22 protein-coding genes are annotated in these 26,095 nt (G+C 69.7%); 9 read left to right on the top strand and 13 right to left on the bottom strand.

The window, feature by feature from the left end; all coding sequences use genetic code 11:
• Positions 1-6: 6 nt before the first annotated feature.
• Genes ASG73_RS08025 through ASG73_RS08040 form a run of 4 tightly spaced genes read right to left on the bottom strand, consistent with a single transcriptional unit; the run spans position 7 to position 6,668 of the window.
• Positions 7-288: a PqqD family protein gene (locus ASG73_RS08025; RefSeq protein WP_055993337.1), complete on the bottom strand. Its 282-nt coding sequence runs from the start codon at positions 286-288 to the stop codon at positions 7-9.
• Entirely contained in the window at positions 285-3,356 is a 3,072-nt protein-coding gene (locus ASG73_RS18360) for a glycosyltransferase (protein ID WP_156466205.1), read from the bottom strand. The genes ASG73_RS08025 and ASG73_RS18360 overlap by 4 nt, the downstream gene beginning before the upstream one ends.
• Complete coding sequence (locus ASG73_RS08035) at positions 3,353-4,690, bottom strand: O-antigen ligase family protein (protein ID WP_055993339.1); 1,338 nt, start codon at positions 4,688-4,690, stop codon at positions 3,353-3,355. The genes ASG73_RS18360 and ASG73_RS08035 overlap by 4 nt, the downstream gene beginning before the upstream one ends.
• 16 nt (positions 4,691-4,706) lie before the next feature.
• Complete coding sequence (locus ASG73_RS08040) at positions 4,707-6,668, bottom strand: glycosyltransferase (RefSeq protein WP_235499396.1); 1,962 nt, start codon at positions 6,666-6,668, stop codon at positions 4,707-4,709.
• A 97-nt stretch (positions 6,669-6,765) separates the two neighbouring features.
• On the opposite strand from ASG73_RS08040, the gene ASG73_RS08045 reads away from it, so the two are divergent.
• Complete coding sequence (locus tag ASG73_RS08045; RefSeq protein ID WP_055993341.1) at positions 6,766-8,169, top strand: polysaccharide biosynthesis tyrosine autokinase; 1,404 nt, start codon at positions 6,766-6,768, stop codon at positions 8,167-8,169.
• Positions 8,170-8,249: 80 nt separating this feature from the next.
• On the opposite strand, the gene ASG73_RS08050 is transcribed toward ASG73_RS08045, so the two are convergent.
• A complete protein-coding gene (locus ASG73_RS08050) occupies positions 8,250-8,933 on the bottom strand; it encodes a hypothetical protein (protein WP_162253970.1) in 684 nt (227 codons plus the stop codon).
• A gap of 118 nt (positions 8,934-9,051) precedes the next feature.
• On the opposite strand from ASG73_RS08050, the gene ASG73_RS17545 reads away from it, so the two are divergent.
• The gene (locus ASG73_RS17545) at positions 9,052-9,693 is read left to right on the top strand and encodes a phosphatase PAP2 family protein (RefSeq protein ID WP_162253971.1); all 642 of its coding nucleotides are present in this window, start codon (positions 9,052-9,054) and stop codon (positions 9,691-9,693) included.
• On the opposite strand, the gene ASG73_RS08060 is transcribed toward ASG73_RS17545, so the two are convergent.
• On the bottom strand, positions 9,647-10,633 hold the full coding sequence (locus ASG73_RS08060; RefSeq protein WP_055993346.1) for a glycosyltransferase family 2 protein: 987 nt from the start codon (positions 10,631-10,633) through the stop codon (positions 9,647-9,649). The two genes, ASG73_RS17545 and ASG73_RS08060, sit on opposite strands and share 47 nt — an antisense overlap.
• A gap of 92 nt (positions 10,634-10,725) precedes the next feature.
• Between ASG73_RS08060 and ASG73_RS08065 the strand changes: the two genes are divergently transcribed.
• Together ASG73_RS08065 and ASG73_RS08070 are read left to right on the top strand one after the other, a co-directional pair.
• Positions 10,726-11,700 (top strand): UDP-glucuronic acid decarboxylase family protein, encoded by a 975-nt coding sequence (locus tag ASG73_RS08065; RefSeq protein ID WP_235499397.1) that lies wholly within the window; start codon positions 10,726-10,728, stop codon positions 11,698-11,700.
• The gene (locus tag ASG73_RS08070) at positions 11,697-13,250 is read left to right on the top strand and encodes a lipopolysaccharide biosynthesis protein (RefSeq protein ID WP_055993350.1); all 1,554 of its coding nucleotides are present in this window, start codon (positions 11,697-11,699) and stop codon (positions 13,248-13,250) included. Before ASG73_RS08065 ends, ASG73_RS08070 begins: the two co-directional genes overlap by 4 nt.
• An 18-nt stretch (positions 13,251-13,268) precedes the next feature.
• On the opposite strand, the gene ASG73_RS08075 is transcribed toward ASG73_RS08070, so the two are convergent.
• From ASG73_RS08075 to ASG73_RS08095, 5 genes are all read right to left on the bottom strand, one after another.
• On the bottom strand, positions 13,269-14,135 hold the full coding sequence (locus ASG73_RS08075) for a glycosyltransferase family 2 protein (protein ID WP_055993352.1): 867 nt from the start codon (positions 14,133-14,135) through the stop codon (positions 13,269-13,271).
• Between the two features lie 16 nt (positions 14,136-14,151).
• Entirely contained in the window at positions 14,152-15,252 is a 1,101-nt protein-coding gene (locus ASG73_RS08080; RefSeq protein ID WP_082567094.1) for a glycosyltransferase family 4 protein, read from the bottom strand.
• Complete coding sequence (locus tag ASG73_RS08085) at positions 15,249-16,373, bottom strand: glycosyltransferase family 4 protein (protein ID WP_055993357.1); 1,125 nt, start codon at positions 16,371-16,373, stop codon at positions 15,249-15,251. Before ASG73_RS08085 ends, ASG73_RS08080 begins: the two co-directional genes overlap by 4 nt.
• On the bottom strand, positions 16,370-17,362 hold the full coding sequence (locus ASG73_RS08090; protein WP_055993359.1) for a glycosyltransferase family 4 protein: 993 nt from the start codon (positions 17,360-17,362) through the stop codon (positions 16,370-16,372). Before ASG73_RS08090 ends, ASG73_RS08085 begins: the two co-directional genes overlap by 4 nt.
• Positions 17,363-17,473: 111 nt before the next feature.
• Entirely contained in the window at positions 17,474-18,565 is a 1,092-nt protein-coding gene (locus tag ASG73_RS08095; RefSeq protein WP_055993361.1) for an acyltransferase family protein, read from the bottom strand.
• Between the two features lie 253 nt (positions 18,566-18,818).
• Between ASG73_RS08095 and ASG73_RS08100 the strand changes: the two genes are divergently transcribed.
• The 5 genes from ASG73_RS08100 to ASG73_RS08120 are packed head-to-tail and all read left to right on the top strand — an operon-like array spanning position 18,819 to position 24,378.
• Positions 18,819-19,427, top strand: a complete 609-nt coding sequence (locus ASG73_RS08100) for a hypothetical protein (protein ID WP_156466207.1) — start codon at positions 18,819-18,821, stop codon at positions 19,425-19,427.
• A 58-nt stretch (positions 19,428-19,485) separates the two neighbouring features.
• Complete coding sequence (locus ASG73_RS18555) at positions 19,486-21,735, top strand: glycosyltransferase family 4 protein (RefSeq protein ID WP_156466208.1); 2,250 nt, start codon at positions 19,486-19,488, stop codon at positions 21,733-21,735.
• Between the two features lie 13 nt (positions 21,736-21,748).
• Entirely contained in the window at positions 21,749-22,828 is a 1,080-nt protein-coding gene (locus tag ASG73_RS08110; RefSeq protein WP_055993365.1) for an acyltransferase family protein, read from the top strand.
• Between the two features lie 5 nt (positions 22,829-22,833).
• Positions 22,834-23,841 (top strand): tryptophan--tRNA ligase, encoded by a 1,008-nt coding sequence (trpS, locus tag ASG73_RS08115; protein ID WP_082567099.1) that lies wholly within the window; start codon positions 22,834-22,836, stop codon positions 23,839-23,841.
• A gap of 3 nt (positions 23,842-23,844) precedes the next feature.
• Complete coding sequence (locus ASG73_RS08120; protein WP_055993369.1) at positions 23,845-24,378, top strand: 2'-5' RNA ligase family protein; 534 nt, start codon at positions 23,845-23,847, stop codon at positions 24,376-24,378.
• On the opposite strand, the gene ASG73_RS08125 is transcribed toward ASG73_RS08120, so the two are convergent.
• Complete coding sequence (locus ASG73_RS08125; RefSeq protein WP_055993371.1) at positions 24,347-24,838, bottom strand: MarR family winged helix-turn-helix transcriptional regulator; 492 nt, start codon at positions 24,836-24,838, stop codon at positions 24,347-24,349. The two genes, ASG73_RS08120 and ASG73_RS08125, sit on opposite strands and share 32 nt — an antisense overlap.
• A gap of 67 nt (positions 24,839-24,905) precedes the next feature.
• Positions 24,906-26,063: a glycosyltransferase family 4 protein gene (locus ASG73_RS08130; protein WP_055993374.1), complete on the bottom strand. Its 1,158-nt coding sequence runs from the start codon at positions 26,061-26,063 to the stop codon at positions 24,906-24,908.
• Positions 26,064-26,095 lie beyond the last annotated feature (32 nt).

Raw genomic sequence — 26,095 nt, forward strand, 5'->3', positions numbered from 1 at the left:
GATGCGTCAGCGGTACTCGAGCAGACGCTGCCCGACGAGGTCGTCGACGAATGCCTCGATGTCTGCGCGCACCGTCGCGACGGGGTGACCGGTCGCCTCGGCGACCGATGCCACCAGAGGTGTCGCGCCGTCAGCGACGCTCAGCCAGATGGTCGCGGCGACGCCGGCCAGCATGACCACCGGGCCGCCCGGCAGGCGGGCGGCCATCACCCGCGGGAGGCCCAGGACGTCGGTGTCCGTGGTCCAGCCGACATCGGTGGGGATGACCGGTCGGGAGGACGTCGTCATCTGTCTCCTCCTCGGCCGAGGATCTCCAGGGCGCCCCGACGGATCCGGTCGACGAAGGCGAGCAGCGTCTCTGCCCGGGTGGGTCGATGGCCCAGCTGTGTGGCCAGGTGGTCGGTGTTGACCATGAAGGCACGCAGGGTGAGCACCAGCCGTGACCGCCGGTCCGGCGCGACGGCGATCCGAGCTCGCCACTCGTCGATCCGGCCATCTCGGGCCACCGCGGACCAGAGCGCCTGCTCCGGCGACGGGGGAAGGGAGTCGAGCATCCCCAGACCCGCTGCGAAGCCCACCTCTGCGTGCATCTGGGCCACCCAGCCGCGGACCGCTTCTCGGGTGGGCTCGTCGGCGAGGTGCCAGACGTGCCGGACATCCCGGGCCGCGCGACCGATGGACGAGGTGCGACCGGAGTGCAGGACGACGATGCCGATCTGCGCGATCAGCGCGGGCGTCGCGCACGGGACCGCAGCGATGTCCTTGTGGGTCCTCGCCGACCACAGCCGCTCGAAGGCCTCATCAGGTGGAAGTCCGATCCCCGGGAAGTGTCGGTGGATGTCGAGATAGCCCCAGAGGTCGTGCCACAGGGTCATCGCGTGCTCGAAGGGGGAGCTGGTCGAGAAGCGACCTGTGGCGCGATAGCCCACGGCGGTGCAGGCGGCGACCAGCTGCTCGATGTGGTCCGGCCGGACGAGGACATCAGCGTCGGTGGGATGGCGGTCAGGATGGATGAGCGAGTCGTCCAGTGCCACTCCCTTGATGTGGAGCAGGTCCACGCCAGCGCGTTCGGCGACCTGCTGGACGGCCGCGTGCCCGAAGCGGACGCGCGCATCGAGCGGCACCTCGGCCCCGCTGAAGACCGCTCGGTCCTCCGGGTCGGCCGGGTCCGGGCCCACCTCCACCCGCTGCAGGACCTCCCGCATCTCCTGCACCCGGTCGGCCCACGTCGGGACAGAGGTGTCGACACCGGTGGGGTAGCGGTCGGCGGCCGGAAGGGCGGTGGTGACGGCGGCAGGGAAGTCGCGGCTCGCGACGACACGGAGGCGGTCGTCGGCGGCCTCCCGGAAGCCGGCGACCGGCGTGCTGACGACCGGTCGACCGACGGCGCGGTACTCGTAGAGCTTGATCGGGTCGAGGCTGTCGGTGAAGTCGTCGACCACGTGCGGCACGACCAGCACGTCTGCGTGCTGCAGGTAGGCGGGGACGAGCCGGCGGTCCTTGGGCCCGAGGCGCACGATACCGGCCTCGTCCAGTCGCTCGCGCTCGCGGTCGGTCAGGGCATCCGGACCGACCAGGACGAGGGTGCCGCGATCGCCGAGCGACTCGGCCGTCTGCTCGCACAGCCGGATGTCCAGGCGGTCGGAGTGGAGGGTGCCGATGTACACGGCGACGGGCCCGGCAGGCAGGTCTGATGGCCGAGCGGTCGGGCGAGCTGTGGCCGCCGCGTCGACGGCGTTGTGGATCAGCGTGACGGGCCGGTGCCGTGACTTCGTCGTGACGAGTGACGGTGAGCAGACCACCACCTCGGCGGCCCGCTCCATGAGGGTGGCCTCGTGGGTGGCCAGCCGGGTCAGCGTGACGGCATCGCGGTCGGCCTCGAGCCAGTCGTCCGTGATGTCGTACAGAGTGGGCCATCCTGTGCGCTCGAGGACGAGAGCGCCATGGGGATCATTGGCCCAGAGCATCGGGTGCGTGAAGCCCAGTCGCGTCGCGGCCTGCTCGACCTGCGCGGCCCATCGCTCGTCCTGGTCCGGGTCCAGCCGGCGGGGGAGAGCCTTGGTCGGCTCCAGCAGCCAGAGGTTGTCGATACCGACACCGCTGAGGTGCGGTCCCCGGCGCAGCCCTCGCCCGACCCGGGGGGCGCTGCCGGAGCGCAGTCGGTGGACGGGGTCCTGCGCAGGCTCGACGACGAGGACCCGCAACGAGGGTTCCGCCAGCAGCAGACCGGCCAGCAGGTGCTGGTTTCGTCGCCACACCCGGTCCCACGGCTCCAGCGAGACGACGACGAGCTCGCGTCCCGTGCCCATGGTCGGTCGCGGCGAGCTGGCCGCGATGACGTGGCGGTAGAGCGCCTCGGTGGCGGTGGCCTGGGCTGCCACGGAGAAGTCCCTGCGCTGTCGCTCCTGCAGCTCCCGGCCGTAGCGGTCGCGACGCTCGGGGTCCGCGGCCAGCGACGCCATGAGGTGCCCGGCCTCCTGCGCGTCACCGGGGGCGAAGAGCACAGGGTCCCGGGCGCCTCCGACGCTCTCCAGGTGGCCACCCGCCGCGGCTGCCACCACGGGGACCGCGGCGGCCATGGCCTCCACGACGGCCAGCCCCATCCCTTCGATCGTGCACGGGGCCAGGAAGAGTGACGCCTGCGCCATGAGGTGGTCGACGTCGCTGCGATGACCGAGGAAGTCGACGCTGCCGCGCACCTGGAGCCGCTCGGCCAGACCCTCCAGCGCTGCGCGCTGCGACCCGTCGCCCGCGATGGACAGTCTCCAGCCCTGCCTGTCCAGCCCCGATGCGGCGAACGCGGCGACGGCGACATCCGTCGACTTCTCTGCCTCGAGCCGCTGGGCGACGAGTACGGTGCGCGAGCGCGACGACGGGTCGCTCCCGTCAGGTCGGTCCGGGATGCCGGGCAGGATGACGGTCGCATCGACGTCGATCGACGTGGCGATGTGCTCGCTGACGGCGATCTCCGCGCTCAGGCGGGACTGCAGCCGTTCGGCCACGGAGCGGGTGCCGGGTGTTGCTCCCCTGCGGGCGGCGAAGTGTCGGGTGCTGACGACCGGAGTCCGCACGAGTGCCGGACTGATCAGCGCGGCGACGTCGGCCGTCGTCATGTGGGTCGCGACGACGTCTGCACGACGACCGGCGGGGCCGGTCAGGCCCCGTAGCGCGGCCCACATGTCGGGGGCGGGAGACAGCTCCACCCCCGGGCGGTCGATCGCCTCCCTCATCTGCCCCAGGTCGCCGCCGAGCACCGTGACCTGGTGGCCCTGGTCGTGCTGGGCCGAGGCGAGGACCGCGACGTGACGCTCGACTCCGGCGAAGTTGGTCGTGCAGACCACGTGGGTGATCCTCACGGCCGGGCACCTGCGATGGCCGCTGGGTGCTCGGGAACCTGCAGCGACAGGTCGTCCAGTGCCCCCTGCTCGGCATCGTCGTGCTCGCGCAACGCAAGGGCTCCCAGGCAGATGCCGGCGATGACGAAGGGGATGGAGGTCTGGGCAGCGACCCAGAAGAGGTCGAGCTGACCCTGGACGAAGCGCGAGAGGACGGCCAGGACGGCGAGCGTCCCGTAGGCAGGGGGCAGCTTCCACAGGATGACGACGCTGCCGACCATCAGGACGAGGAACCCGACCAGCCCGAGGATGCCTGCCGAGGTGAGGACCTCGAGCTCGGCGTTGGGCGGTTGGAAGCCACCGGGGAAACGGTCGGTGTACCACCACCGCAGCCCGACTCCGACGATCGGCGACGTCTGCCAGATCTCCATGGCGTCCTGGAACCACGTGAATCGCTGGAAGACGGAGTTGTGCACGTTGCCGCTGGACAGCTGGTCGCGGACCAGGGTCAGGACGAGGACGAGGGCGGGGACGATGCCGAGCAGGATGATCTTGGAACGGCGACGGTCGGTGCGGTTGCGCAGGATGAGCACGAGCAGGACCAGCCCCAGGGCGACCACCGCCTGACGGGACTGGGTGAAGCCGATGCCGATGGCCAACCACCAGAAGGCGGTGACGCCGACCCGACGACTGAGGTTGGCCCAGGCCGGCCGGACGTAGGCGATCAGGGCCGTGATGCCCATGACCGTTCCGAGGAAGTTCTTGTGCATGCCCGGCTGGAGGTACACCGGTCGGAAGTCGCCCTGCAACGCATGCAGCACGCCGACCACGATGGTCCACGTGGCGAGGACGAGCGCCGCAGCGAGCATGAGCTTCAGGGCGAGGCTGCCCGCGCCCGATCGCCCGACGCTCCATCCCAGCAGGAGTCCTCCGGCGACGAGCAGGCCGGAGTGCGCCCAGTCCAGGGTGTTGGCCAGGTAGGGGTTGGCCACCACGGTGAAGAGGGTCGCGCTCTGGTAGATGGCGACGAGCCACAGGAGGTTGCGTAACGGAGAGCTGATCGGGTGCCGCACGAAGAGGAGGGCGCACAGCGTGCCGATGGCGAGGGCGACGTCCGACACCGAGATGTCCGTGCCGCCGTAGACGGCTCGGGCCGCGACGTAGAGCAGGGGGAGCGTGAGCAGCGGGACGACGACGGGTTGGACGGCAGAGATGCCCAGCAGGAGCACGCCCAGCGCGGCCACGAGTGCCACGGCTGGGTGCTGGGGTGCGAACCAGCCCAGGCCGGCTGCGGCGCCGCCGACGAGCACGAGGGCGCTGGCGGCGGTGACGCGGTCACGGACCGTGGAGCTCATCGGCGCTCAGGGCCAGTCATCGGGGCAGGTCCTCGAGGTCGGACTCCACCCGGAGCGGACCGCGCACGTACCGACGGACACGGTCGCGGGCTGCGTGCCCGCGCTCGTCCCGCAGGAGCAGCGCTCGCGCAGCTGATCCGACGATCACTGCTGCCCGCGTGACCTGCCAGCCGAGCGGCCCGAAGTGCTTGCGGTGGTAGCGCTCCTGCGAGGCGTGGAAGTGCGCATCGCGCCGGCCCGGGTCAGAGCTCGTGGCTGCCCCGAGGTGGCGGGCGGTGACCTCGGGCACCACGGCATGGCGCCACCCGAGGTCGTGGGCGCGACGGGCCCAGTCGGTCTCCTCGGCGTAGAGGAAGAAGGACTCGTCCAGGCCCCCGACCTGCTCGAGGGCCTCGGCGCGAAGGAGGAGCACGGATCCGATGACATAGCCGCGGTCACGCTGCAGTGACCCGAGGCCGATCGCCTCCAGGACAGCACCCCCCGGTGTCGGGAAGGGCCAGGCGACCCGCCCCGGACGGTCGTCGCCGTCGAGCTGCTGCGGTCCCACGCTCGCCAGATCAGGTCGGGCACGCAGGGCCGCATGCAGCAGGTGGACCCCGGCCTCGTCGATGACGGCGTCCGGGTTGAGCAGCAGCACGTCGTTACCGGGCGTGAGCCGTTCGGCCAGTCCGTGGTTGACCCCCGCGGCGAAGCCACCATTGCGGCCCGGGTCCAGGTACCGCACCCCGAGCTCGGTGCACACCTCGCGCACGAGCGGGTCGGACGAGTTGTCGACGACGGTGACCGGGAAGTTGCGGACGGGCTCGAGGCTCGCTCGCAGGAGGTCTGGTCGGTGGTAGGCCACGACGATGATCTCGGGGTCCGCCGCGGGTGTGGCCGTGCCTGTGCCACTGATGTGCTCGTACAGCGCCACGTAGTCCCCACCGATCGTGTCCCAGGTGAACGCGTCTGCGCGCGCCAGCCCCTCACGTCGCATTGTGGCCCAGACCTCAGGGTCTGCTCCCACGTGGTCCAGTGCACTCGCCAGGGCGGCCGGATCGCCCGGGGGGACGAGCAGCCCGGCACCGCGCACCACGTCGGGCAGCGCACCACTGTCACTGGCGACCACCGGTGTGCCACAGGCCATCGCCTCGACCGCCACGCGGCCGAACTGCTCGATCCACGTCGGTGTCGTGAGGGACGGGACGGCGAGCACGTCGAGACCCCGGTAGAACTCCGGCAGGTCCGTCTTGTCGACCGGTCCGACGAGGTCGACCCGGCCCTCGAGGTCCGATCGCGTGATTCTGGTGCGCACCTCGCTTTCCTGCGAGCCTGCGCCGGCGACGGACAGCCTCAGACGAGGGCTCATTGCGATGGCCTCGAGGAGGACGTCGACCCCCTTGTGCGGCTCGAGGCGACCGACGTAGCCGACCCGGACGAGGTCGTGCGGGTCGAGAGCGTGCTCGGCCGCGGGGGAGAAGTGCTGGGTGTCGACGCCCAGCCCGATGGTGACGGCACGCCCGGTCAGTCCCTTGCCGGTGACGACGCGGCCGGCCTCGTCGTTGCACACGCTGACGGCGCTCGCGTGACGCAGCGCCCACCTCTCCATCCAGCGGAAGGGAGGCGGGTAGCGCTTGTCGATGTTCTGCGCGGAGTACAGGGCGAAGGGGGTGCGCGAGCGGCGCAGTGCCCGGAGGGCCAGCACCTCGAAGGTCGCCAGCGCGAAGGGCTCCTCGTGCAGGTCCAGCACGTCCCAGTCCTCACCGAGGAGGTGCCACAGCGGCCGGGGGTCGTAGACGAAGAGCGCCGGGTGGCTGCCGAGGGTGCGCACCCCGCGCACGTCCTCGCCCTCGCGCGGACGAAGGGGGACGGTGCGGCCCCCTTCGTCCCACTGCACGGCGGTCACCGAGACGACCTCGTGACCGGCCCGGCGGGCGACTCGCTCGCGTGCTCGCCAGTCGTCCACCACACCGCTGTGGGAGATCCGCAGGATCCGCACCTTATAGACTCCTCGCGAGTGGGTGGGGGGCGTCACACTGACCTTACCGTCGGCGCATCGGGCGCTGGACGGTTCGCGCACTTGGGGAGGAGCAAGAGTGCAGTTCAGCGAGTTCTTGAATGTCCTGAGGGCGCGGTGGAAGCTCATCGCTGCGTGCGTCGTGCTGGCGGTCCTCGCGGCCACCGCCCTGACCCTGCTCACGACCCCGGTGTACGAGGCCAGGGCGCGCATCTACCTCAGTGCGGAGGGGCGCGGTGGGGATGCCGCGCGGACCACGGGCAATGTCTTCGTCCTCACCAGCGACGACCTCGACACCTATGTCTCCATCCTCAACACTCCTGCCGTGCTCGAGCCCTTGCGCAAGGAGCTCGGCCTCGAGCCGGGGCATCCGATCGACGTGCGTGCCGACGTCACCGGCTCGACCTCGATCCTCAACGTCACTGCCCGCTCGTCCGACCCGAAGGAAGCCGCAGAGGTCGCCAACGAGGTGGGCCCTCAGCTCGGCGCGGTGGCGGGGGAGTTCTCCACGCTGCTGAAGTCGTCCGGGCAGAAGGTCGTCTCGACGCCGATCCAGCCGGCGTCGGCGCCGTCGCGACCGGTGTCTCCGGACCCGGTACGCAACATCGGCCTCGGTCTGCTCGCCGGTCTCGTGCTGGGGATCGGCATCGCCTTCATCAGGCACTCGCTGGACACCAAGGTGCGTGGTGAGGACGACATCCGCGCGCACTCGGATGCGCCGATGCTGGCCGCGTTGCCCCTCGACCGGTCCTCGTCCAAGGGACTCGTGAGCGTCGAGGACGACCCGCACGGTCGGCATGCCGAGGCGATCCGCCGGCTGCGGACCAACCTGATGTTCGTCGACGTCACGACGGGTCGGCACTCCTTCGTCGTCACCTCGGCGATGCCGGGCGAAGGCAAGACGACGACGGCGGCCAACCTCGCGCTGGCGATGGCCGACTCCGGGCGCCGCACGCTGCTCGTCGATGCCGACCTGCGCAACCCGTCCGTCGCCCGCACCCTTGGCATGGAAGGCAGCGTGGGCCTCACGAGCGTCCTGCTCGGCGAGTCCGAGGTCCACGACGTCATCCAGCCGTGGGGCTCCCACGGCATGGATGTCCTGCCGGCAGGGCCCGTCCCGCCCAACCCGAGCGAGCTGCTCGGCTCGGCGCCGATGGAGGCGCTGCTGCGCTCCCTGGTGGGTGAGTACGACTTCGTCCTGGTCGACTCCCCGCCCGTGGTGCCGGTCATCGACGCGGTCGTCATCGAGCGGCTCACCGGCGGCCTGCTCATGGTCGTGGGCGTCGACCGGACCCGCAAGAAGGACCTGGCTGCCGCACTGCGCCAGCTCGACACCGTCGGCGCCAAGGTCTCGGGGTTTGCCCGCAACTTCGTCTCCGGCAAGGCGGAGGGTGCCTACCGGTACGGCTACCACGCCTACGAGCAGGAGGTCGAGCGCGAGACCCGGCGAGCCCGCAGGACCAAGACCCGCAGCCGCGCCTGAGGTGGGGTTGAGCGCCACGACGAAGGGCGCCGCACGAGATCTCTCGTGCGGCGCCCTTCGTCGTCAGTGACGGGAACCGGTCAGGGTGCCGCGGTGGTGACGGGGGAGGGCTCGAGGGACGCCGGGGGAGCCTGAGTGGCCGGTGCCGAGGACGAGGTGGGCGCGGCAGCCGTGCTCGTCGTGGAGCTGGTCTGGGCACTCGAGCGAGCGGCAGTCGTGCTCGACGTCGTGGCGGACGGGTCCTTGCAGCAGTCGGGAGGAGTGCCAGGCACGTTGACCGTGGCGGAGACGAAGGTCCCGTCGTGGTCGTGGTCGTCGTCCGGGTCCGGGGTGTGGCCCCAGGTGAAGGAGATGGTGAAGGTGAAGACCTGGTCTGCGCTGTTGGTCGACGTGGTGTTCATCCGCACGGTCCGCGTGGTGTTCGGCGGGATCGCGATGTTCCCCGTGTTGAGGGTGCCGCCGTCGTCGTAGCCCACATACGTCAGGGTCAGCGTCGTGCCACTCACCACGATGGTCGGCGGGACGTAGAGGTACACCGTCTTGTTGGAGGTGTTGGTGATCGTCGCCGTGAAGACGTACCCCTTGACGAAGGGGTTGCAGCTGTTGCCCGGCGCCTTGCACGCGGCGCCGAAGGAGATGGTGGGCTTGGTGCCGCTCGAGGCGTACGCGGGAGCAGCGACGCCGCCGAGGATGACCGGAGTCGTCCAGGCCGCACCCTTGGCCACCGTCCTGCGTGAGATCGGCCTGCTGGTTGCCTCGGTCATTGACTTCCCCTCAATGTGCGTGCGGAGCAGTGGCGCCCGCGACTTGACCAAAACCTTACTGACATTGACTGGGTACTGGCAATACCCTGACGAAGTCGAGATGGCAAGGGGGCGCGCTGTGAAATATGCCAAAGGGACGTGGCCGGCGCGACGATGGCTCGACGGGTACCCCACAGCAGTCGCCGTAGCTGCCCTCATCTGCCTGTATGGCATCGCGGTGCGCACGGTGCCGGGGCAGTGGCTCGACGACCAGGTCTTCGGCTGGGCGCAGCGACCGCCCTACGGGCCGCTGCGGGACGTCCTGCCGATCGCCGCACGCAGGGTCCTCCCCTTCGTCATGCTCGTCGCCCTCGGGCTGGTGGCGGGATGGCGGCTGGTCCGGGGGGAACGGGCCGTCATGGCCGTTGCGCTCCTGGTCCCGCTCATCTCGATCCCGCTGGCCCGATGGCTGCGTGTGACCCTGCCTCGGCCCGACCACGGGTACTCCTACGTCGACAACACCATGCCGTCGACCCATGCAGCCGTGGTCGTGGCGTCAGCGGTCGCGATCGCGATGATGTTTCCCTCGGAGCGACCAGCCTGGCTCGGGTGGTGTCTCGGCGGGGTGGCTGCCGTGGCCTGCCTGGGCAATGTCGTGGGCCATGCCCACCGCCCGAGCGATGTCCTCGCCTCGGTGCTCCTCGTGATCGCCGTGGCCGGAGTCGTGCGCGGCCTCAGCCGTCGGCTGGCCCGTCGGGATCGCGGGGATCGCGGGTGGTGACGGGACCGAAGCGCAGGATCCGCAGCTGCTCGAGCGTCTCCTCGAGCAGGACCCGGTTGGTGCGTTGCAGGTCGGCGATGATCAGGAGGGCGTAGGAGAAGAGCGCTCCGACGAGGAGTGCGGTCCCGAAGATCAGCGACTGGATGTGGCCACCCCCGTCGCCCATCGCCACGAGGACGAGGAAACGCACGAAGGGGATCAGGCCCAGCAGGAGCAGCAGGGTGCCGAGCAGGCCGAAGAAGGCGTGCGGCTTGAACATGATGAAGGAGCGCATGATCGCTGACGCCGACTTGCCCATGTGCTGCCAGATGTTCTTGAAGAGGCGGGACTCGCGCGTCTTCTCGTTGGTGACCACGGGGATGGAGACGATCGACATCCGCTTGTGGCCCGCCTGGATGATCGTCTCCATGCAGTAGGAGAACTCGGTGACGATGTTCAGCCGCATCAGCGAGGCGGCGGAGTAGGCGCGGAATCCGCTCGCCGCGTCGGGCAGGTCGGTGCTCGCGGCCCGGTTGACCACCGCCGACCCGAGAGCCTGCATCCGCCGCTTGAAGGGGGAGAAGTGCGCGATGGTCTTGGTCTGCCGGTCGGCGACGACGATGTCCGCCTCGCCGGTCAGGATCGGCTGGACGAGGTCGCCGATGCGCTCCTGCGGGTACTGGTTGTCACCATCGGTGTTGACGAGGATGTCGGCACCGTGCGCGAGGGCAAAGTCTGCTCCGTCGCGGAAGGAGCGGGCCAGGCCGAGCGGACTGTTGTGGCTGAGGATGTGCGTGACGCCCAGCTCACGCGCCACCTGCGCGGTGCGGTCACTCGAACCGTCGTCGATGACGAGGGTCTCGATGACGTCGACACCGGGGATCGACGTGGGGATCGTGGCCAGCACGAGGGGGAGGGTGCTCTCCTCGTCGAGGCAGGGGATCTGGACGATCACCTTCATGCTGGGTCCTCCGAGATGCGCTGAGACGAGCCGGAGCCTCAGGGTAGTCGGCGACCGGCCCCGCCCGTCACGCCGCCCGATACGCTGGCGCCGTGACTGAGCCGACCGAACTTGAGCAGACGCAGGCGCCACGACGGGTGATGGTGACCGGCGGGGCCGGGTTCATCGGGTCGCACATCGCGGAGCGACTCCTCCAGCAGGGACACGAGGTGCTCGTGGTCGACAACTTCTACTCGAGCACGCGCCGCAACCTGACGCACCTCTTCGAGCACCCCAACTTCGAGCTCCTGCGCCACGACGTGACCTTCCCGCTCTACGTCGAGGTCGACGAGATCTACCATCTGGCCTGCCCCGCGAGCCCGATCTTCTACCAGCGCGACCCGGTCCAGACGACGAAGACGAGCGTCCTCGGCTCGATCAACATGCTCGGCCTGGCCAAGCGCACCAAGGCCAAGATCCTGCTGTCCTCGACCTCTGAGGTCTACGGCGACCCGCAGGTGCACCCCCAGACCGAGGACTACTGGGGCAATGTCAACCCCATCGGCATCCGCTCCTGCTACGACGAGGGCAAGCGCTGCGCGGAGACGCTCTTCTTCGACTACCGCCGTCAGCACGACATGCCGGTCAAGGTCGCCCGCATCTTCAACACCTACGGCCCGCGGATGCAGCCCAACGACGGTCGGGTCGTCTCCAACTTCATCGTCCAGGCGCTCGCAGGCGAGCCGCTGACGATGTACGGCGACGGCAGCCAGACCCGCTCCTTCTGCTTCGTCGACGACATGGTCGACGGCCTGATGTCGCTCATGGCGACACCGCACGAGGTGACGGGTCCGATCAACATCGGCAACCCGGTCGAGTTCACGATGCTCGAGCTCGCCGAGCTCGTGCTCGAGCTGACCGGCAGCAGCTCCGAGCTCGTCCACCTGCCGTTGCCCCAGGACGACCCGACCCGCCGCCGGCCCGACATCACGCAAGCCACCGAGGTCCTCGGGTGGGAGCCTCGGGCGCAGCTGCGGGCCGGGCTGGAGCGCACGATCGACTACTTCGCAGCGCTGCAGCGCCCGTGACTGAGGGCCCCATCGCCGCGGAACCTCCGCGTCGCGGCATTGGTGAGGGGCTCATCAGCGGGACCGCATGGACGGCGATCCATGTCGTGGTGTCGGTGCCGATCGCCTTCCTCGTCAATGTCGTCGTTGCCCGGAGCCTAGGCGTCGTCGACTACGGTCGACTGGCCATCCTCACGATGGTGCTGGCGTTGGCGACGGCAGCAGCCTCCCTCGGCGTGGGTGCCGCATTGATGCAGTTCGTCACCAAGGCCTCCGAAGCTGCTCGTCACCGGGACGTGGCGCGACTCGTGTCCGGGGCGCAGGGGTACAACCTGCTCGTGGCGGCGCCCGTGGTGTCGCTCGTCGTCCTTCTCGTCGTCGACGTGCCGTGGCCCTTCCTCCTCCTGGCAGTGGTTTTCGGAATCTTCGGGCCCGCGCTGCTCCAGGTGGGGCCCATCCTCCTGGCCACCGAGCATCGGTCCGACAGGGCGGCTCAGATCGCCTTGGTCAGCAATCTGGTGATCCAGGGGACTGTCGTCATGACAGTCCTGCTCCACCCGACCTCCAGCGCGGTGTGGATCGCTCGCGTCGTCGCCACCGGTGCTCTGATGGTGCTGCCGGTGCTGGCGCTGTCACCGAGGCTGCGTCGCGCCGCCACCCGCCCGGGGTCGCCGTGGTCCTTGCCCGCTGCCTTCTGGGCCTTCGCCGTGCCCACCGGCCTCGCGGCCCTCGTCAGCCAGCTCGTCACCGACAGGGTGCAGGTCTTCTTCCTCGAATGGCTCGAGGACTCGGTCGCGGTGGGACTCTTCGCTCTGGCCTTCGGCCTCGCCGCCCAGATCCTCGCGCCGGTGCAGGCAGCTGTCGGTCCGCTGCTCCCTGCCTTCGCAGCCTTGCGTGAGCGAGGGAACGAACAGGCGCGAGTCGGCCTGCTGAGGGTGACGCGTGTGTCAGCGGTGGCCACCGGAGGGGTGCTCTCCTTGGGACTGCCACCCCTGGCTGCCCTCATCCCGTGGATCTATGGCCAGCCCTTCGAGCCCAGCGCCGACTACTTCGTGGTGATGGCGTGCGCGGCGGGGTTCGTCGTCGTGGGCTCCGCCTCGTATGCCTCGCTCATGGCCCGCCTCCGGGGCGGGACCTACCTCCGGGTGAACCTCTTGGCCCTGGTGGTGATGGTCAGCGTGGCCCTGACCACGATCCCGCTCCTGGGCGCGTGGGGAGCAGTGGCCTCGATGGTCACCGGCACGCTGGCCCGGGCACTTCTGATGGTGGCCGTCGAGATGCGAGCACACGTCGTGCCCCGCGCCGAGATGACACGGGCCTTCGCTCCGGTCGTGCTCGCGACAGGTGTCGTGCTCCTCGTGTGGTTCGGGGTGGTGGAGAGGCTGGGGGCTGACCCGGTCGTCGCAGCGGTCACAGGTGGCGTGATGGGAGCGGCCGGGTACATGCTCTTGGTCGCGCTGACTGGATCAGGGCTGACGCCCGAGGACCGTGACACCCTCCTGGGAGCTGTCCCGTCACGAGCTCGACGCCCGGCATCGATCGTGCTGCCCCTCGTCTCACGAAGGCGGTAGGGCACCGCGCCCCGTGGCTCAGGCGACGCCCGAGGGGGGCGTCGCGGAGCGACCCGGGAGGACCCGCCGGAGCCGTCGGCGCACAGCGCGCCCCCACCGGCGCAGCTGCCACCGGTCCGACCACGCGAGGGCAGCCTCTAGCTCGGCAGCGTCCGTGGCAGCCCACGCCCCGCGCAGCAGCTGGCGCAGAACCCGAGGTGGGTTGTTGGCGAGGATGTGCTCGCGCGTGACGGCCAGGTCCTCTGCGTAGGGACGAGTTCGCGAGCGGGATCCCGGGCGTACGCGGTAGCTCAGCACCGCGCACGGCATTGGGGCAGCGACCCCACCGGTTGCGCCCAGCAGCCGGACCCACCACTCGTGGTCCTCCATGCCCGTCCGCATTCCCTCGTCCCATCCGCTGGTCGCTGCCCAGTCGGCGCGGCGGAACATCGAGGCCACCGGTACAGCGGACCGCTGGGCGAAGTGCTCGAGGGACAGCTCGCCTCGCGTCGGCCACCCCGGCGCGTCCAACTCTCCGAAAGGGACCAGCCCCGCGTAGACGACAGCGCGCGCTGGGTCCTCCTCAAGGAGCTGGACCGCTTCGGCAACGTACGTTGGTGAGACGAGGTCGTCGGCGTCCAGGCACAACACGTAATGGCCCCGACCGGCATGAATTCCGGTGTTGCGCGCGGCGGCCGGACCAGCGTTGGGCTGTCGGATGACGTTCACCGGTGCCCCGGCGCGAAGCGACGCAATGTCCACGGGGGGCTTTGAGCCGTCGTCGACGACGACGATCTCCAGACGGGGATGAGTCTGTGCCACGACTGAGGCGAGGGCGGCCGCGAGGTGCTCGGGGTCGTCGTCGTACGTGGGGATGACGACAGTGACGAGAGGTGGTGGCTGCATGTTGGTCGTCTCCGCGTCAGTCGACGGCCGCGGATGGGTGGGGATCTCGAAGGGCGACGACGCGCTCGTAGGCCGCCAACGTGGCTCGAGCGGTCTCGTCCCACGTGAACCGAGAGGTCACGCGGTCGCGGAGGGGTGCAGAGGCGCTGTCGCCGAGCGCGGCCATGGTGGTCTGCCGGATGGTTGTGGGGTCGGCGGGGTCGCAGTAGCGGGCGTCGTCGCCGAGGTACTCACGAGCGTGCCCCCGGTCGGTGGTGACGATCGTGCAGCCGGATGCCGCGGCCTCCAGCGAAACCAGCCCGGTCGTCTCGTACCAGGAGGCCAGGACGTGGGTGTGGTGACGGGCGTACAGATCAGGCAGCTCGCTGTGCTCGACGCCCGGCAGGAGCGTCACGTTGTCTGTCGCCGCAGCTCGGCACTGATCGGCGTAGTCGCGGTGATGAGGGTGCTCGGGTCCCACGATGGTCAGCGTGACGTCCGGCAGGCCACGGAGTGCCTCGATGAGGGCGAGCTGGCCCTTGTGCGGCTCGATCCGGCCCACGCTCAGCACCGTGCCGGCCAGCCGAGGGCGATCGAATCCCGGGGCGAAGAGTCCTGCGTCGATGGCATTCGGCACGACGACCGTCTGCGTGAGCACCCCTAGGTCGTCGCGGATGTGCCGGGCCTCGCCCGCAGCATTGGGGAGCAGGACGTCGGCCATGGACCAGGCGCGCATCCGGTCGAGCTGGTCTTCCATCTCGAGGGTCGCCAGTCGGGTCAGACTCTCGCGACCACGCAGGCTCGCACCGAGGTACCGCATGCCGCGGTAGGTACGACCCGCTCCGTCGCGGAGCGTCGGGCCGCCACCACCTGCTGCGGTTCCGTAGGCCAGTCCGACGTAGATCGTCGACATCGCGACGGGGAACCCCCGCTGCCGGGCCTGCGCCACCTCGCCGGCGCCCAGCTGGAACCCGTGGACGATGTCCCAGCCGCCGTCGGGCAGGGAGGGCCCATCGTGCTCGTGGACCTCGACCCCGAGCGTGCGCAGGGCGCTCGCCGTCTGCTGCAGCTGGACGCGGTGACCGCCCGGGATCTCGGCACCGCTGTTGATCCACATGAGGACGCGCATCCGGCTCATCTGTCGCACCGTCGGTCGATGACGCCCCGGTACATGTCGATGTAGCGCTCACCGATGTGCGACCAGCTGAGGGACTCTGCGTGCGACCGGGCCCTGTCGGCGTCGACGGGCTGCCGGTGCGCGGCGACCATGGCGGTGGCCAGGGCGTCAACGTCCCTCGGGTCGGCCGGGTGCCCAAGGCCGCCGGTGGCATCAGCCAGACCGCCGTTCGTGCTCCAGACGACACCCCGGCCCGCAGCCATGGCCTCGACCGCGACGATGCCGAAGGGTTCCAGCCGGCTCGGGACGACGGCGACGCGTGAGGAGGCGAGCAGGGACTGGACGCCGGCACGGTCGAGGGCTCCGACGAGCTCGACGCCCGGCCCGGCCTGGGCACGCAGCCGATCGTGCTCGGGCCCGTCACCGCCGAGCCGCAGGGTCGCGGCGGGCAGCTCGGTGCGCACCTGGGCGAAGGCGCGCAGGAGGAGGTCGAAACCCTTCTGCGGGACGTGCCTGCCCCAGGCCGCGAACGCCGGTGTCTGCGGGAGGGGAGTGACGGCCCACTGGGACGGATCAACCCCGTTGGGCAAAACCGTGCACCCGGCGAACCGGCGTGCGATGCCGGCGGCATCCTCGCCGGCACGTTGCGAGCAGGCCGTCAGGAGGGCCGCGCGTCGACTGCCCAGACGCAGGACAGCACGGAGCTGGGCGCTGTGCTCGTAGATCCGGCCGGCGTCCATGGTCACCTCGCCTTGGGTGGTGATGATGAGCGGGACCCGCCGGAGAGCCGTCCAGATGGTCAGCGGCAGGACCTGGTTGGAGGCGCACTGGACGTGGACGAGGTCGGGGAGCGGGCCGAGGGCGTCGAGTCCGGCGAGCTGCCGTCTGAGGGCCAGGGGATGACGGAGCAGCCGGACCGGATGGGCGCCGGGGAGGTCGAAGTTGATGCGCCGCACCCTCACCCCTTCAACGACCTCGGACTCCGGCAGATCGGCGGGGTGACGATGCACGACGACGGTGACGTCGTGACCGCGTTGCTGGTACTGACGAGCCAGCTGCAGCGTGAGCTCCTCGACGCCGCCGCGAGACGGGTGGAATGCGCTGGGCGCCAACCAGATCCGCAGTGGACCAGCGGTGGTCACTGCAGGACCTCGCGGTAGACGTCGAGATGGGCGCGCGCTGCCTTTTCCCACGAAAAGGTTGCTGCACGCTCCAGCCCTCGTCGGACGAGGTCCTCGCGATCGACCTCACGTCGTCCGACAGCACGCATCGCCTCGGCAATGTCGGCCCCGTCGGGTCCGGTCATCAGGGCATTGCCCTCACAGACCTCGGGCAGCGCTCCACGCTCCACGGCGATGACCGGGGTACCCACAGCCATGCCCTCGAGCGAAGGGAGCCCGAAGCCTTCGTAGATGCTGGGGACGACGACGGCGTTCGCAGCCGCCATGACGCGGCCGACGATGTCGAGGTCCACCTTGCCGGCGAAGACGACGCGGGGCAGATTGCCGAAGAGTTCCTGCCGTCGTTGCGAGGGAGGCCCGAGGAGCACGAGCTCGTGCTCTGGGAGTTCCGGCGCAACGGCGGCCCATGCGTCGGCCAGGCCCTCGAGGTTCTTGCGGCGAGTGACTCCCGCAGCGTGCACGAAGAAGGGACGGGTGATCCCGAGGTCCTGCAGTGCACCTCGGTCCAGCGGGTCCGGTTGCCGGAAGCTGGGTCGGACGCCATAGGGGATCACGCTCACCCGTTGCGCACCGAGGAGCTCACGGACCTCGCTCGCGGCGAACTCGGACGGGCAGATCACCTCGACGTCGTCGCGGAGAGGGCGCAGGCACCAGTCAGGAAGGCTCCCCTCGTCCGGGAAGCGTGCTGGGGGGAGGTCGTGAAGAGTCAGGACATGCGGCCTTCGAGGACCTGGCACCCGCAGATCGAAGCGGTGCACCAGATCGGACCTCAGAGCGGTGAGTGTCCCCACGGCTCGTTCGCCGACAGAGTGGTTGAGCACGCGCTGCGGCACACGGTAGGTCGCGGCACTACGCCCGCTGCCCACGCTGTCCGAGCGGAAGTCCCACCCGGGCTCCTCAAGGTCGAGGATCGCCTGCTGGATGCTCGTCTCGTAGGTCTGCTGCCCCATGGGCACAGAGGTGTACAAGGTCAACCAGCGGACCCGCCGTGCCAGATGTTCGGAGTCGGTGTCACCTTCGCGGTGCACAGCCTCCGGATCGCTCCCCGCCATGGCGTCACTCTAGCCGTGGGGTTCGGCAACTGGCTCTGAACCGCGAGAGGGGTACTGGACTGAAGCGGCGTGGCCTCCGAGCCGGTCCTTGAGACGGAGGAAGGGCGCTTCCAACCACCGGAAGGAGGCCTCAGCCACGATGATGGTCGCCACGATGCCGATGAGCATCCGGGCCCACTCGGGTCCCACATCGATGTGGTGCCGAAGGACCTGGAGGACGGGGAAGTGGTACAGATACAGGCCGTACGAGCGGGTGCCGGCCCATCGCAGTGGACGCCAGGTCAGGACTGCGGAGCCTGCGGACCCGGGCGAGAGAACGATGCCTGCAAGGACGAGCAACGACAGGATGCCCGTCCCACTGCTCGGCCCGGTGAGCCAGCGCTCCGGCAAGGTCCATGGGAGCAGCAGGACAACGAGGAGAACCAGGAGGGCGCCGTTGCCGATGGCGCCCAGCGCTCGACTGGAGGTGGCCTCGCGACGCCGGGAAACCACCCATGCCAGGAGTGAGCCCCAGATGATGGGGAAGCCCCGCAGATATGTACCGCGCACGTCGGTGATCGGCTCGGGCCACGGCGTGAAGATGAGAGCGACGCCCACGACTGCTGCGACCACGGCGAAGGCTCGCAACGCACGGAGGCGAGAACACAGACCGATCAGGAGCACGGGCCACACCGCGTAGAAGTGCTCCTCGATGGCGAGGGTCCAGGTGTGATCGAGCAGGGGCGCTGACCCGCCCGTGTACATCCACCAGTTCCCCAGGTACACGAGTGCCGCCAGTGTCCCGGGAGCCGCGTCGCTCAGCTGCCCGGTAGCGGCAGCCGCGGCCATGACGAGTGCGCACGTGGCGACCAGCGCTGGCCAGAGGCGCAGCATCCGGCGCAGGTAGAACCTCAGCAGTCGGATGCGTCCGTGACGTTGGGTCTCGACCAGCAGCAATGACGTGATGAGGAAGCCCGAGAGGGCAAAGAAGACATCCACGCCCACGTACCCATTGGCGGCGAGTCCGAGATGCGCGTGGAAGATGATGACTGCGAGCGCAGCGATGCCCCGGAGCCCGTCCAGCCCCGGCCAATAGGTCCGCGCAGAGGGCCCCGCCGTCACAGGGGAAGGGTACGAGGAAGTTCGAGAGAGCGAGGCACTATTCGAGTGGCTGTGCTGCCATGCTGCCTGCATGGCACTGAAGGAACAGTTGCGAAGCCATCTTCCGCCGCCACTCTTCTCGGCGGGCCGATCGGTTTATCGCCTGCGTCCGTCAGCCGTCACGGCGCGCAGGCGCCATCGCCGCGATACGGCAGCAGGCATCTCGGTGGCTGAGTCTGCTGGTTGGGTCGTGCAGCGCGGGCCCTTCCGAGGGATGAAGTACGTCGAGGCCTATGGGGACCTGGGGGCGAAGGTGCTCGGCTCTTACGAGGAAGAGCTCCACGAGACGGTGGAGCAGCTGGTTGCCGCGAACTACGACGTCATCATCAACGTCGGGGCTGCTGAGGGGTACTACGCAGTCGGGTTTGCACTGAGGTGCCCGCAGGCGAAGGTCATCGCATACGAGACGAGCCCAGCAGGTCGTGAGCTCTGTGCGTCGATGGCGCAGCTCAACGCGGTGCCTGTGGAGGTGCGGGGCACATTCACGACGGGTGACCTGGCAGATGTCCCCGACGGCAGGACCCTGGTGCTCATGGACATCGAGGGAGGGGAGCTGGCCTTGCTGGACCCCGATGTGGCACCGTCACTGAGCCTTGTCGACCACGTGGTCGAGCTCCACGACTTCGTCGATCCATCGATCAAGGAGACCATCTTGGCTCGCTTTCGCGACACCCATGATGCGCGGCTCGTCGCCACAACGCCACGGAGGGAAGCGGACTACCCGGAGCTGACGTCACGCACGGCCCGCGTCCTGGACGAGCACCGGCCGTGCCCGATGGAGTGGGCCATCCTCACAAGGCGCCACACGCAACGACTGCACTGATCTAGGCTGCGCTCAGTCGAAATGTGTGTGTGGGGGGAAGTTGATCAGACCGGTGCAGGTGGCGATCCTCGACCACACGGCACAGCTCGGGGGAGTCGAGCTGGCGCTCGTGCGTCAGATGGACGCGCTCGCCGAGCGCGATGACGTGCGGGCACGCGTCCTGCTCTTCGCAGACGGTCCGCTCGTCGGGCGACTCCGCGAGCGGGGGCACGAGGTCGAGGTGCTCCCCATCGACGAGGGGCTCGGCACGACGACCCGTCACGAGGCAGCTGGCCTGCGGACCGCGCTGACCTCCGCAGTGGGGGCGGCCCCCTTCGTGCGGCGGTTGGCTCGTCGCCTGCGCGAGATGGACGTGGACGTCGTCCACACGACGACACTCAAGGCCGACCTGCTCGGCGTGTCTGCGGCTCGCCTCGCGCGACTACCGCTCGTCTGGCACGTCCGCGACCGCATCGCGCCGGACTACCTCCCTTCGCCGCTCGTGCACCTCATGCGCTCCGTCGCACGGAGCGCGCCGCAGCGGGTCGTCGCCAACTCCCGCGCCACCGCCGCGACCCTCCCGGGAGCCAGAGGGCTGACCGTCGCGTATCCCGGCCTCGCCCCGGAGCAGATCGCGTCGTCGCCCCGCCCCGAGCCGGACCATCGCATCGTCGGGATCATCGGGCGCATCTCGCCGACCAAGGGGCAGCTCGAGTTCGTCCGCGCGGCCGGCCGGATCGCCGAGCGGCACCCCGACGTGACCTTCCGCATCATCGGCTCGCCGATGTTCGGCCAGGAGGAGCACGAGCGAGAGATTCGTCGCGAGATCGAGCAGCTCGGACTGACCGACCGCGTGGAGCTACCCGGCTTCAGCGCCGACCCGAGCGCCGAGCTCGACCGGATGACCCTCGCCGTCCACGCCTCGCCCGTGCCGGAGCCCTACGGCCAGGTCGTCGCCGAGGCAATGGCTCGCGGGGTCCCGGTCATCGCGACCGACGCCGGTGGAGTGCCCGAGATCGTCCTGGGCGGCGCCGAGCCCGTGGGCTGGCTCGTCCCGCCGCGGGACGTCGACGCGCTCGCGACGGCCATGGATGCCGCTCTGTCCGATCCTGACGAGGCCGGGCGAAGGGGGCGGGCCGGCTGGGAGCGGGCTCGCACCGCACTGGGCATCGGGCCGAGCATGGACACGCTCACCGGGGTCTGGCGGGAGGTGGCCGGCCTGACCCGGCCACGCGTGGCCATCGCGCACGACTACCTGACCCAGCGTGGGGGAGCGGAGCGGGTGGTCCTGGAGATGGCCCGGGCCTTCCCCGGTGCCACGATCCACACCACGCTCTACGACCCCGAGGGCACCTTCCCCGAGTTCCGCGACCACGACATCCGGGTCAGCCCGCTCAACCGCGTCGGTCCGCTGCGTCGCAACCACCGGGCGGCGCTGCCCTTCCTCCCCTTCGCCGCCGGTCGCCTGCGCATCGACGCGGACCTCGTCATCGCGAGCAGCAGCGGGTGGGCGCACGGGTTCCCGACGACCGGGCGCAAGCTCGTCTACTGCCATGCCCCGGCTCGCTGGCTCTACCAGAGCGAGCGCTACCTGGGCAGCGACCCGAGGCGCTCCCCGGTCGGGCTGGCGTTGCTCGCGCTGCGCGCACCCCTTCGCGCCTGGGATCAACGCGCGGCCCGGACCGGCGATGCCTACCTCGCCAACAGCAATGTTGTGCGCGAGCGCATCGGGGAGGCCTACGGCATCGACGCCGAGGTGCTGCCGCCTCCCTTCGCCGTCGACACCACGGGGGAGCGCGAGCCCGTCCCCGAGGCTTCTGACTGGCCGGAGGGGTACCACCTCGTCGTCTCCCGGTTGATGCCGTACAAGAATGTCGACGTCGTCATCGACGCGTTCCGTGAACTGCCGGAGCGACTGCTCGTCATCGGGGCCGGCCCGCTCCTCGACCGGCTGCGAGCCAGCGCCCCCGACAACGTGCGCATCGCCACCGAACTGAGCGATGCCCAGATGCGGTGGGCCTACGAGCACGCCACCGCACTGGTCGCCGCGAGTCACGAGGACTTCGGGCTGACACCTCTCGAGGCCGGTGCCTTCGGCAGGCCGACGATCGCTCTGCGTGCCGGCGGCTACCTCGACACCATCAGCGAAGGGGTCAACGGCGTCTTCTTCGACGAGCCGACAGCCGAGGCGATCCGTGACGCCGTCATTGCCATGCGGCAGACCACGTGGGACTCTCATTCCCTCCGCGACCACGTGGACGCTTTCTCCCCCGAGTGCTTCGCTGATCGGTTGCAGGCCGTCGCAGCGCGTCTCTCAGTGATGCGCTAGGAGGTCCAGGGCGATGCCGCGGACGAACCACGTCTTTGGTCTCGATGCGCTCCGCATCCTTGCGGCACTTGCCGTCTTCGTGTGTCACCTTGCTGCCTACTGGGGTCTTGAGGGCCTCCCTCTCAAGCTGCCGGAGCTGCTCACCATCGGTGCCCATGGCGTCGACGTCTTCATCGTGCTGTCAGGTTTCGTGCTGAGCCTTCCTGTCTTCGCGACCGGTCGGGACCTCGCCACCGGCAATTTCCTGCGTCGACGAGCGACGAGGATCCTGCCGCCCTACTACGTGGCCCTGGCCTTCGCCGCCGCCATCGCACTGTCACCCGCTGCCACCTGGACCGTCGCCGAGCGAGCGTCGCTCGCAGACCTGGGGTGGCACGCCGTCCTTCTCCAGACCTGGACGCCGTCGCGCTTGGGGACGATCAATGGATCCCTGTGGAGCGTGGCACTCGAGGTGCAGCTGTACCTTCTCCTGCCGTTGCTGATCGTGATCGCCAAGCGCTGGGGCCTGCACGCGGTCGTGGCCGGTGCTGCCGTCCTCTCGGTGGTGCTGTCGGCCGTCGACCTTCCGGGTGCCCTCGGGGCAGCCCTCAATGATGAGCACAACCTGCCGATCCGACTGATCCAGTTCGTTGCAGGGATGGCGTGCGCTCGCATCGTGGCGGCCGGTCGGGGGCCGTCGCGCAGGTTTCTCTGGCCCGGTCTGGTGGTGTCCGCGCTTGCGGCCATGGGGGCCACGACCGTGGAGTTCCGCGTCGGGCAGGCCGTCCTGTGGGCCCTCGCCGCCAGCTTCCTCCTTCTCCTCGTGGTCGATCAGCTCGGCCCGGCATTGGCGCGGACCCCCCTCGAGAAGTGGGGCCTGGGGGCGTACAGCTTCTACCTTCTCCACCAACCCATCATGCTGATCCTCGGGAAGGTGGTCCGACCACACGTGGCCAACGACTGGTTGGCGTTGGTGGTCGGGGTCGCCGTGTGCCTTCCCGTGGTCTCGCTGGCCGCGTGGGGCATGTACCTCGTCATCGAGCGACCAGTCCACCGCTTCGGGCGAGCTCGTTACCCCGTGCTGCAGAAGGCCGCCACCCAACTGTCACAATGACGCACATGACGACGGCCAAGCAGCGCATCCTCTCGGGGATGCAGCCCACCAGCGACTCCCTGCATCTCGGCAACTACCTCGGGGCGCTCGTCAACTGGGTCGGCCTGCAGGAGGACTTCGACGCCTACTACTTCGTCGCCGACCTGCACGCACTCACGGTGCCGACCGACCCGGCCGACATCACCCGCCGCACCCGCGTCACCGCCGCCCAGTACATCGCCGGGGGCGTCGACCCGGAGCGCTCGGCGATCTTCTGCCAGAGCCACGTGCGCGAGCACACCGAGCTGATGTGGGTGCTGGCCTGCCAGACCGCCTTCGGCGAGGCCAGCCGCATGACGCAGTTCAAGGACAAGACGACCAAGGGTCACAACGCCAATGTCGGGCTCTTCACGTACCCGATCCTCATGGCCGCCGACATCCTCGTCTACGACGCCGCCCGCGTCCCGGTCGGCGACGACCAGCGCCAGCACCTGGAGATCACCCGCGACCTCGCCGAGCGCTTCAACGCCCGCTTCGGCGACACCCTCGTCGTGCCCGACCCGCACATCCTCAAGGAGTCGGCGCGGATCATGGACCTGCAGGAGCCGACCTCCAAGATGAGCAAGAGCAGCTCCTCGGACAAGGGTCTGATCTCCCTGCTCGACGACCCCAAGCGGATCGCCAAGAAGATCCGTTCGGCCGTCACCGACGCCGAGGGCGAGGTCCGCTACGACGCCGAGACCAAGCCCGGTGTGTCCAACCTGCTGTCGATCCACTCGGCCCTCTCGGGCACCTCCATCGCCGACCTCGAGGCCAGCTTCGCCGGCAATGGGTACGGGGACCTCAAGCAGGAGGTCGCCGACGTCGTCGTGACCGCCCTCGAGCCGTACCAGCAGCGCATGGACGAGCTGATGTCCGACCCTGCCGAGCTCGACAACATCCTGGCGAAGGGAGCCGCCCGCGCCTCCGAGGTCGCCTCGGCCACTCGAGATCGCGTGTACGACCGGGTCGGGCTGCTGGCTCCGAGGATCTGACCGGTGGCCGTCCACGGTGTGTCGATCGCGGTCCCCGAGCCGTGGTGTGCGCAGCTGCAGACGCTGCGTGAGGACGTCGGGGACCCTCTGGCGCAGGCGATCCCGCCGCACATCACGCTCATGCCGCCGACGGAGATCGCCGAGTCGGAGATGGACCGCTTCCGAACCCACCTCGAGAGAGTGGCCCAGGAGCACGGTCCCTTCACGATGCGGCTACGGGGTACCGGCACCTTCCGCCCGGTCAGCCCGGTCGTCTTCGTCCAGGTGGCCCAAGGCATCCCGATGTGCGAGCGCCTCGAGCAGGCGGTGCGCCGCGGGCCGGTGTCCCGAGACCTCGAGTTCCCCTACCACCCGCACGTGACCATCGCGCACGGGATTGCCGACCCGGGTCTGGACCGAGCCTTCGACGAGCTGGCCTTCTTCGACACCAGCTTCGAGGTGGAGGACTTCCACCTGTACGACCACGGTGATGACGGTGTGTGGCGACCGGTCACCAGCTTTTCACTCAGTGGGGAGCGTCTGCAGCCCTCATCGTGAGGTCCCCGGACGGGTCCAGACTGCTCAGGACGGCCCCGGCGATCTCACCGAGTGCCCGCACCTGATCGGCGGTCAGCTGGTCGAGGACGCGCTCCCTGACGAAGTTGACGTGGTGGGGTGCCGCGGCCACGATCTTTGTCCATCCCTCGTCGGTGAGCACGGCATCGGTGGCCCGGGCGTCGAGCTCGCTGCGCGAGCGGGAGACGAGTCCGCGGTCCTCCAACCGTTTGACCACGTGGGACAGACGGGGGAGCGTCGCATTGGCGCGCCGGGCCAGCCACGACATGCGCAGCGTCCGCTCCGGGGCCTCGGAGAGCATCGCGAGCACCTGGTACTCGAAGTGCGTCAGTCCCGAGTCCTGGCGCACCTGTGCGTCCAGGCGAGCGGGGAGGACCTCGGCGAGGGCGACCACCTGCAGCCAGGTGCGCATCTCGTCGTCGTCGAGCCAGCGTGGTTCCATGCCCGGATCATCCCAGACGTCCCGCTCCCGGTGCGACCGGCGAAGGGGGTGGGTCCCCCCTTCGCCCTCAGGCGGCTCGGGAGGACATCGCGCTCTCGTAGTGACCGACGAGCTGCTCCGTCAGGCTGCTCCACGAGCGCTCGGCCACCATCGCCGGACCTCTTTCGCCCATCCGCTCCCGCTGGCTCGGTGAGTCGACCAGCTCGGTGACCCAGCGCGCGAGGTCGCCGCGCACGGCCGGGTCGAAGAGGTAGCCGCTCTGGCCGTGGGCGACGAGGTCGAGCGGACCGCCGGCGGCAGGCGCGACGACGGGCAACCCGGCAGCGGCCGCCTCCTGCAGGGTCTGGCCGAAGGTCTCCTTGGTGCCCGTGTGGACGAAGACGTCGAAGGTCGCGTAGGCGCGAGCCAGCTCTTCACCCGTGCGTGGCCCCAGGAAGGCCGGCGGGAGGTTGGGCCGCCCCGAGCTGGAGGCGACGGCCTCGGCCAGACGAGCACCCAGCTCGTTGCGGCTCGGCCCCTCGCCGACGAGCACGAGGCGCGTGCCGGGCAGCTGGGCGAGCTCAACGAGCCGGTGCAGCTCCTTCTCGGGGGCGAGCCGTCCGACGTACCCGAGGATGAGCTCCCCGTTGGGCGCCAGCGCTCGCTTGAGGGCGAGCGTCTCCGGGTCCTGCTTCCACGTCGGGGTGAACAAGCGGGTGTCCACCCCACGCCCCCACAGGGCGGTGCGGGGGATGCGGTGGGCGCGCAGCTCCTCGAGGGTGGGTCGGCTCGGGGCGAGCGTCAGGTCAGCGCGCTCGTGGAGGCGCCGCACCCACTCCCAGGTCAGCGACGAGGCGCCGCGACCGAGGGAGCCGGGGCCGTGCTGCTTGATGTAGTTGGGCATGTCCGTCTGGTAGATCGCGACCGTCGGCAGGCCAAGGGCCTCGGCGTTGTGCAGACCGCGAGCACCGACGAGGAAGGGGGAGGCGACATGGACGACGTCGGGCCGGAAGTCGCGCAGCGCTCGCCGCACGGAACCCGTAGGCACTCCCGCCCGGAAGCCACGCACCGACACGGCCGGCAGGGCCCGCACCGTGTGACCGGCGAAGGTCGCTGGAGCCGGGCCCGGGGCGATGATCATCGCCTGATGTCCCTGCTCGCGCAGGCTCTCGGCCACTCGGCACACGCTGGTGGTGACGCCGTTGAGGCTGGGCAGGAAGGACTCGGTTGCTATCGCCACTCTCACGGGTCCCAATCTCCTCGCGGCGTCCTCCGGAT

This window comes from Janibacter sp. Soil728 (assembly GCF_001428305.1).
Classification (GTDB): domain Bacteria; phylum Actinomycetota; class Actinomycetes; order Actinomycetales; family Dermatophilaceae; genus Janibacter.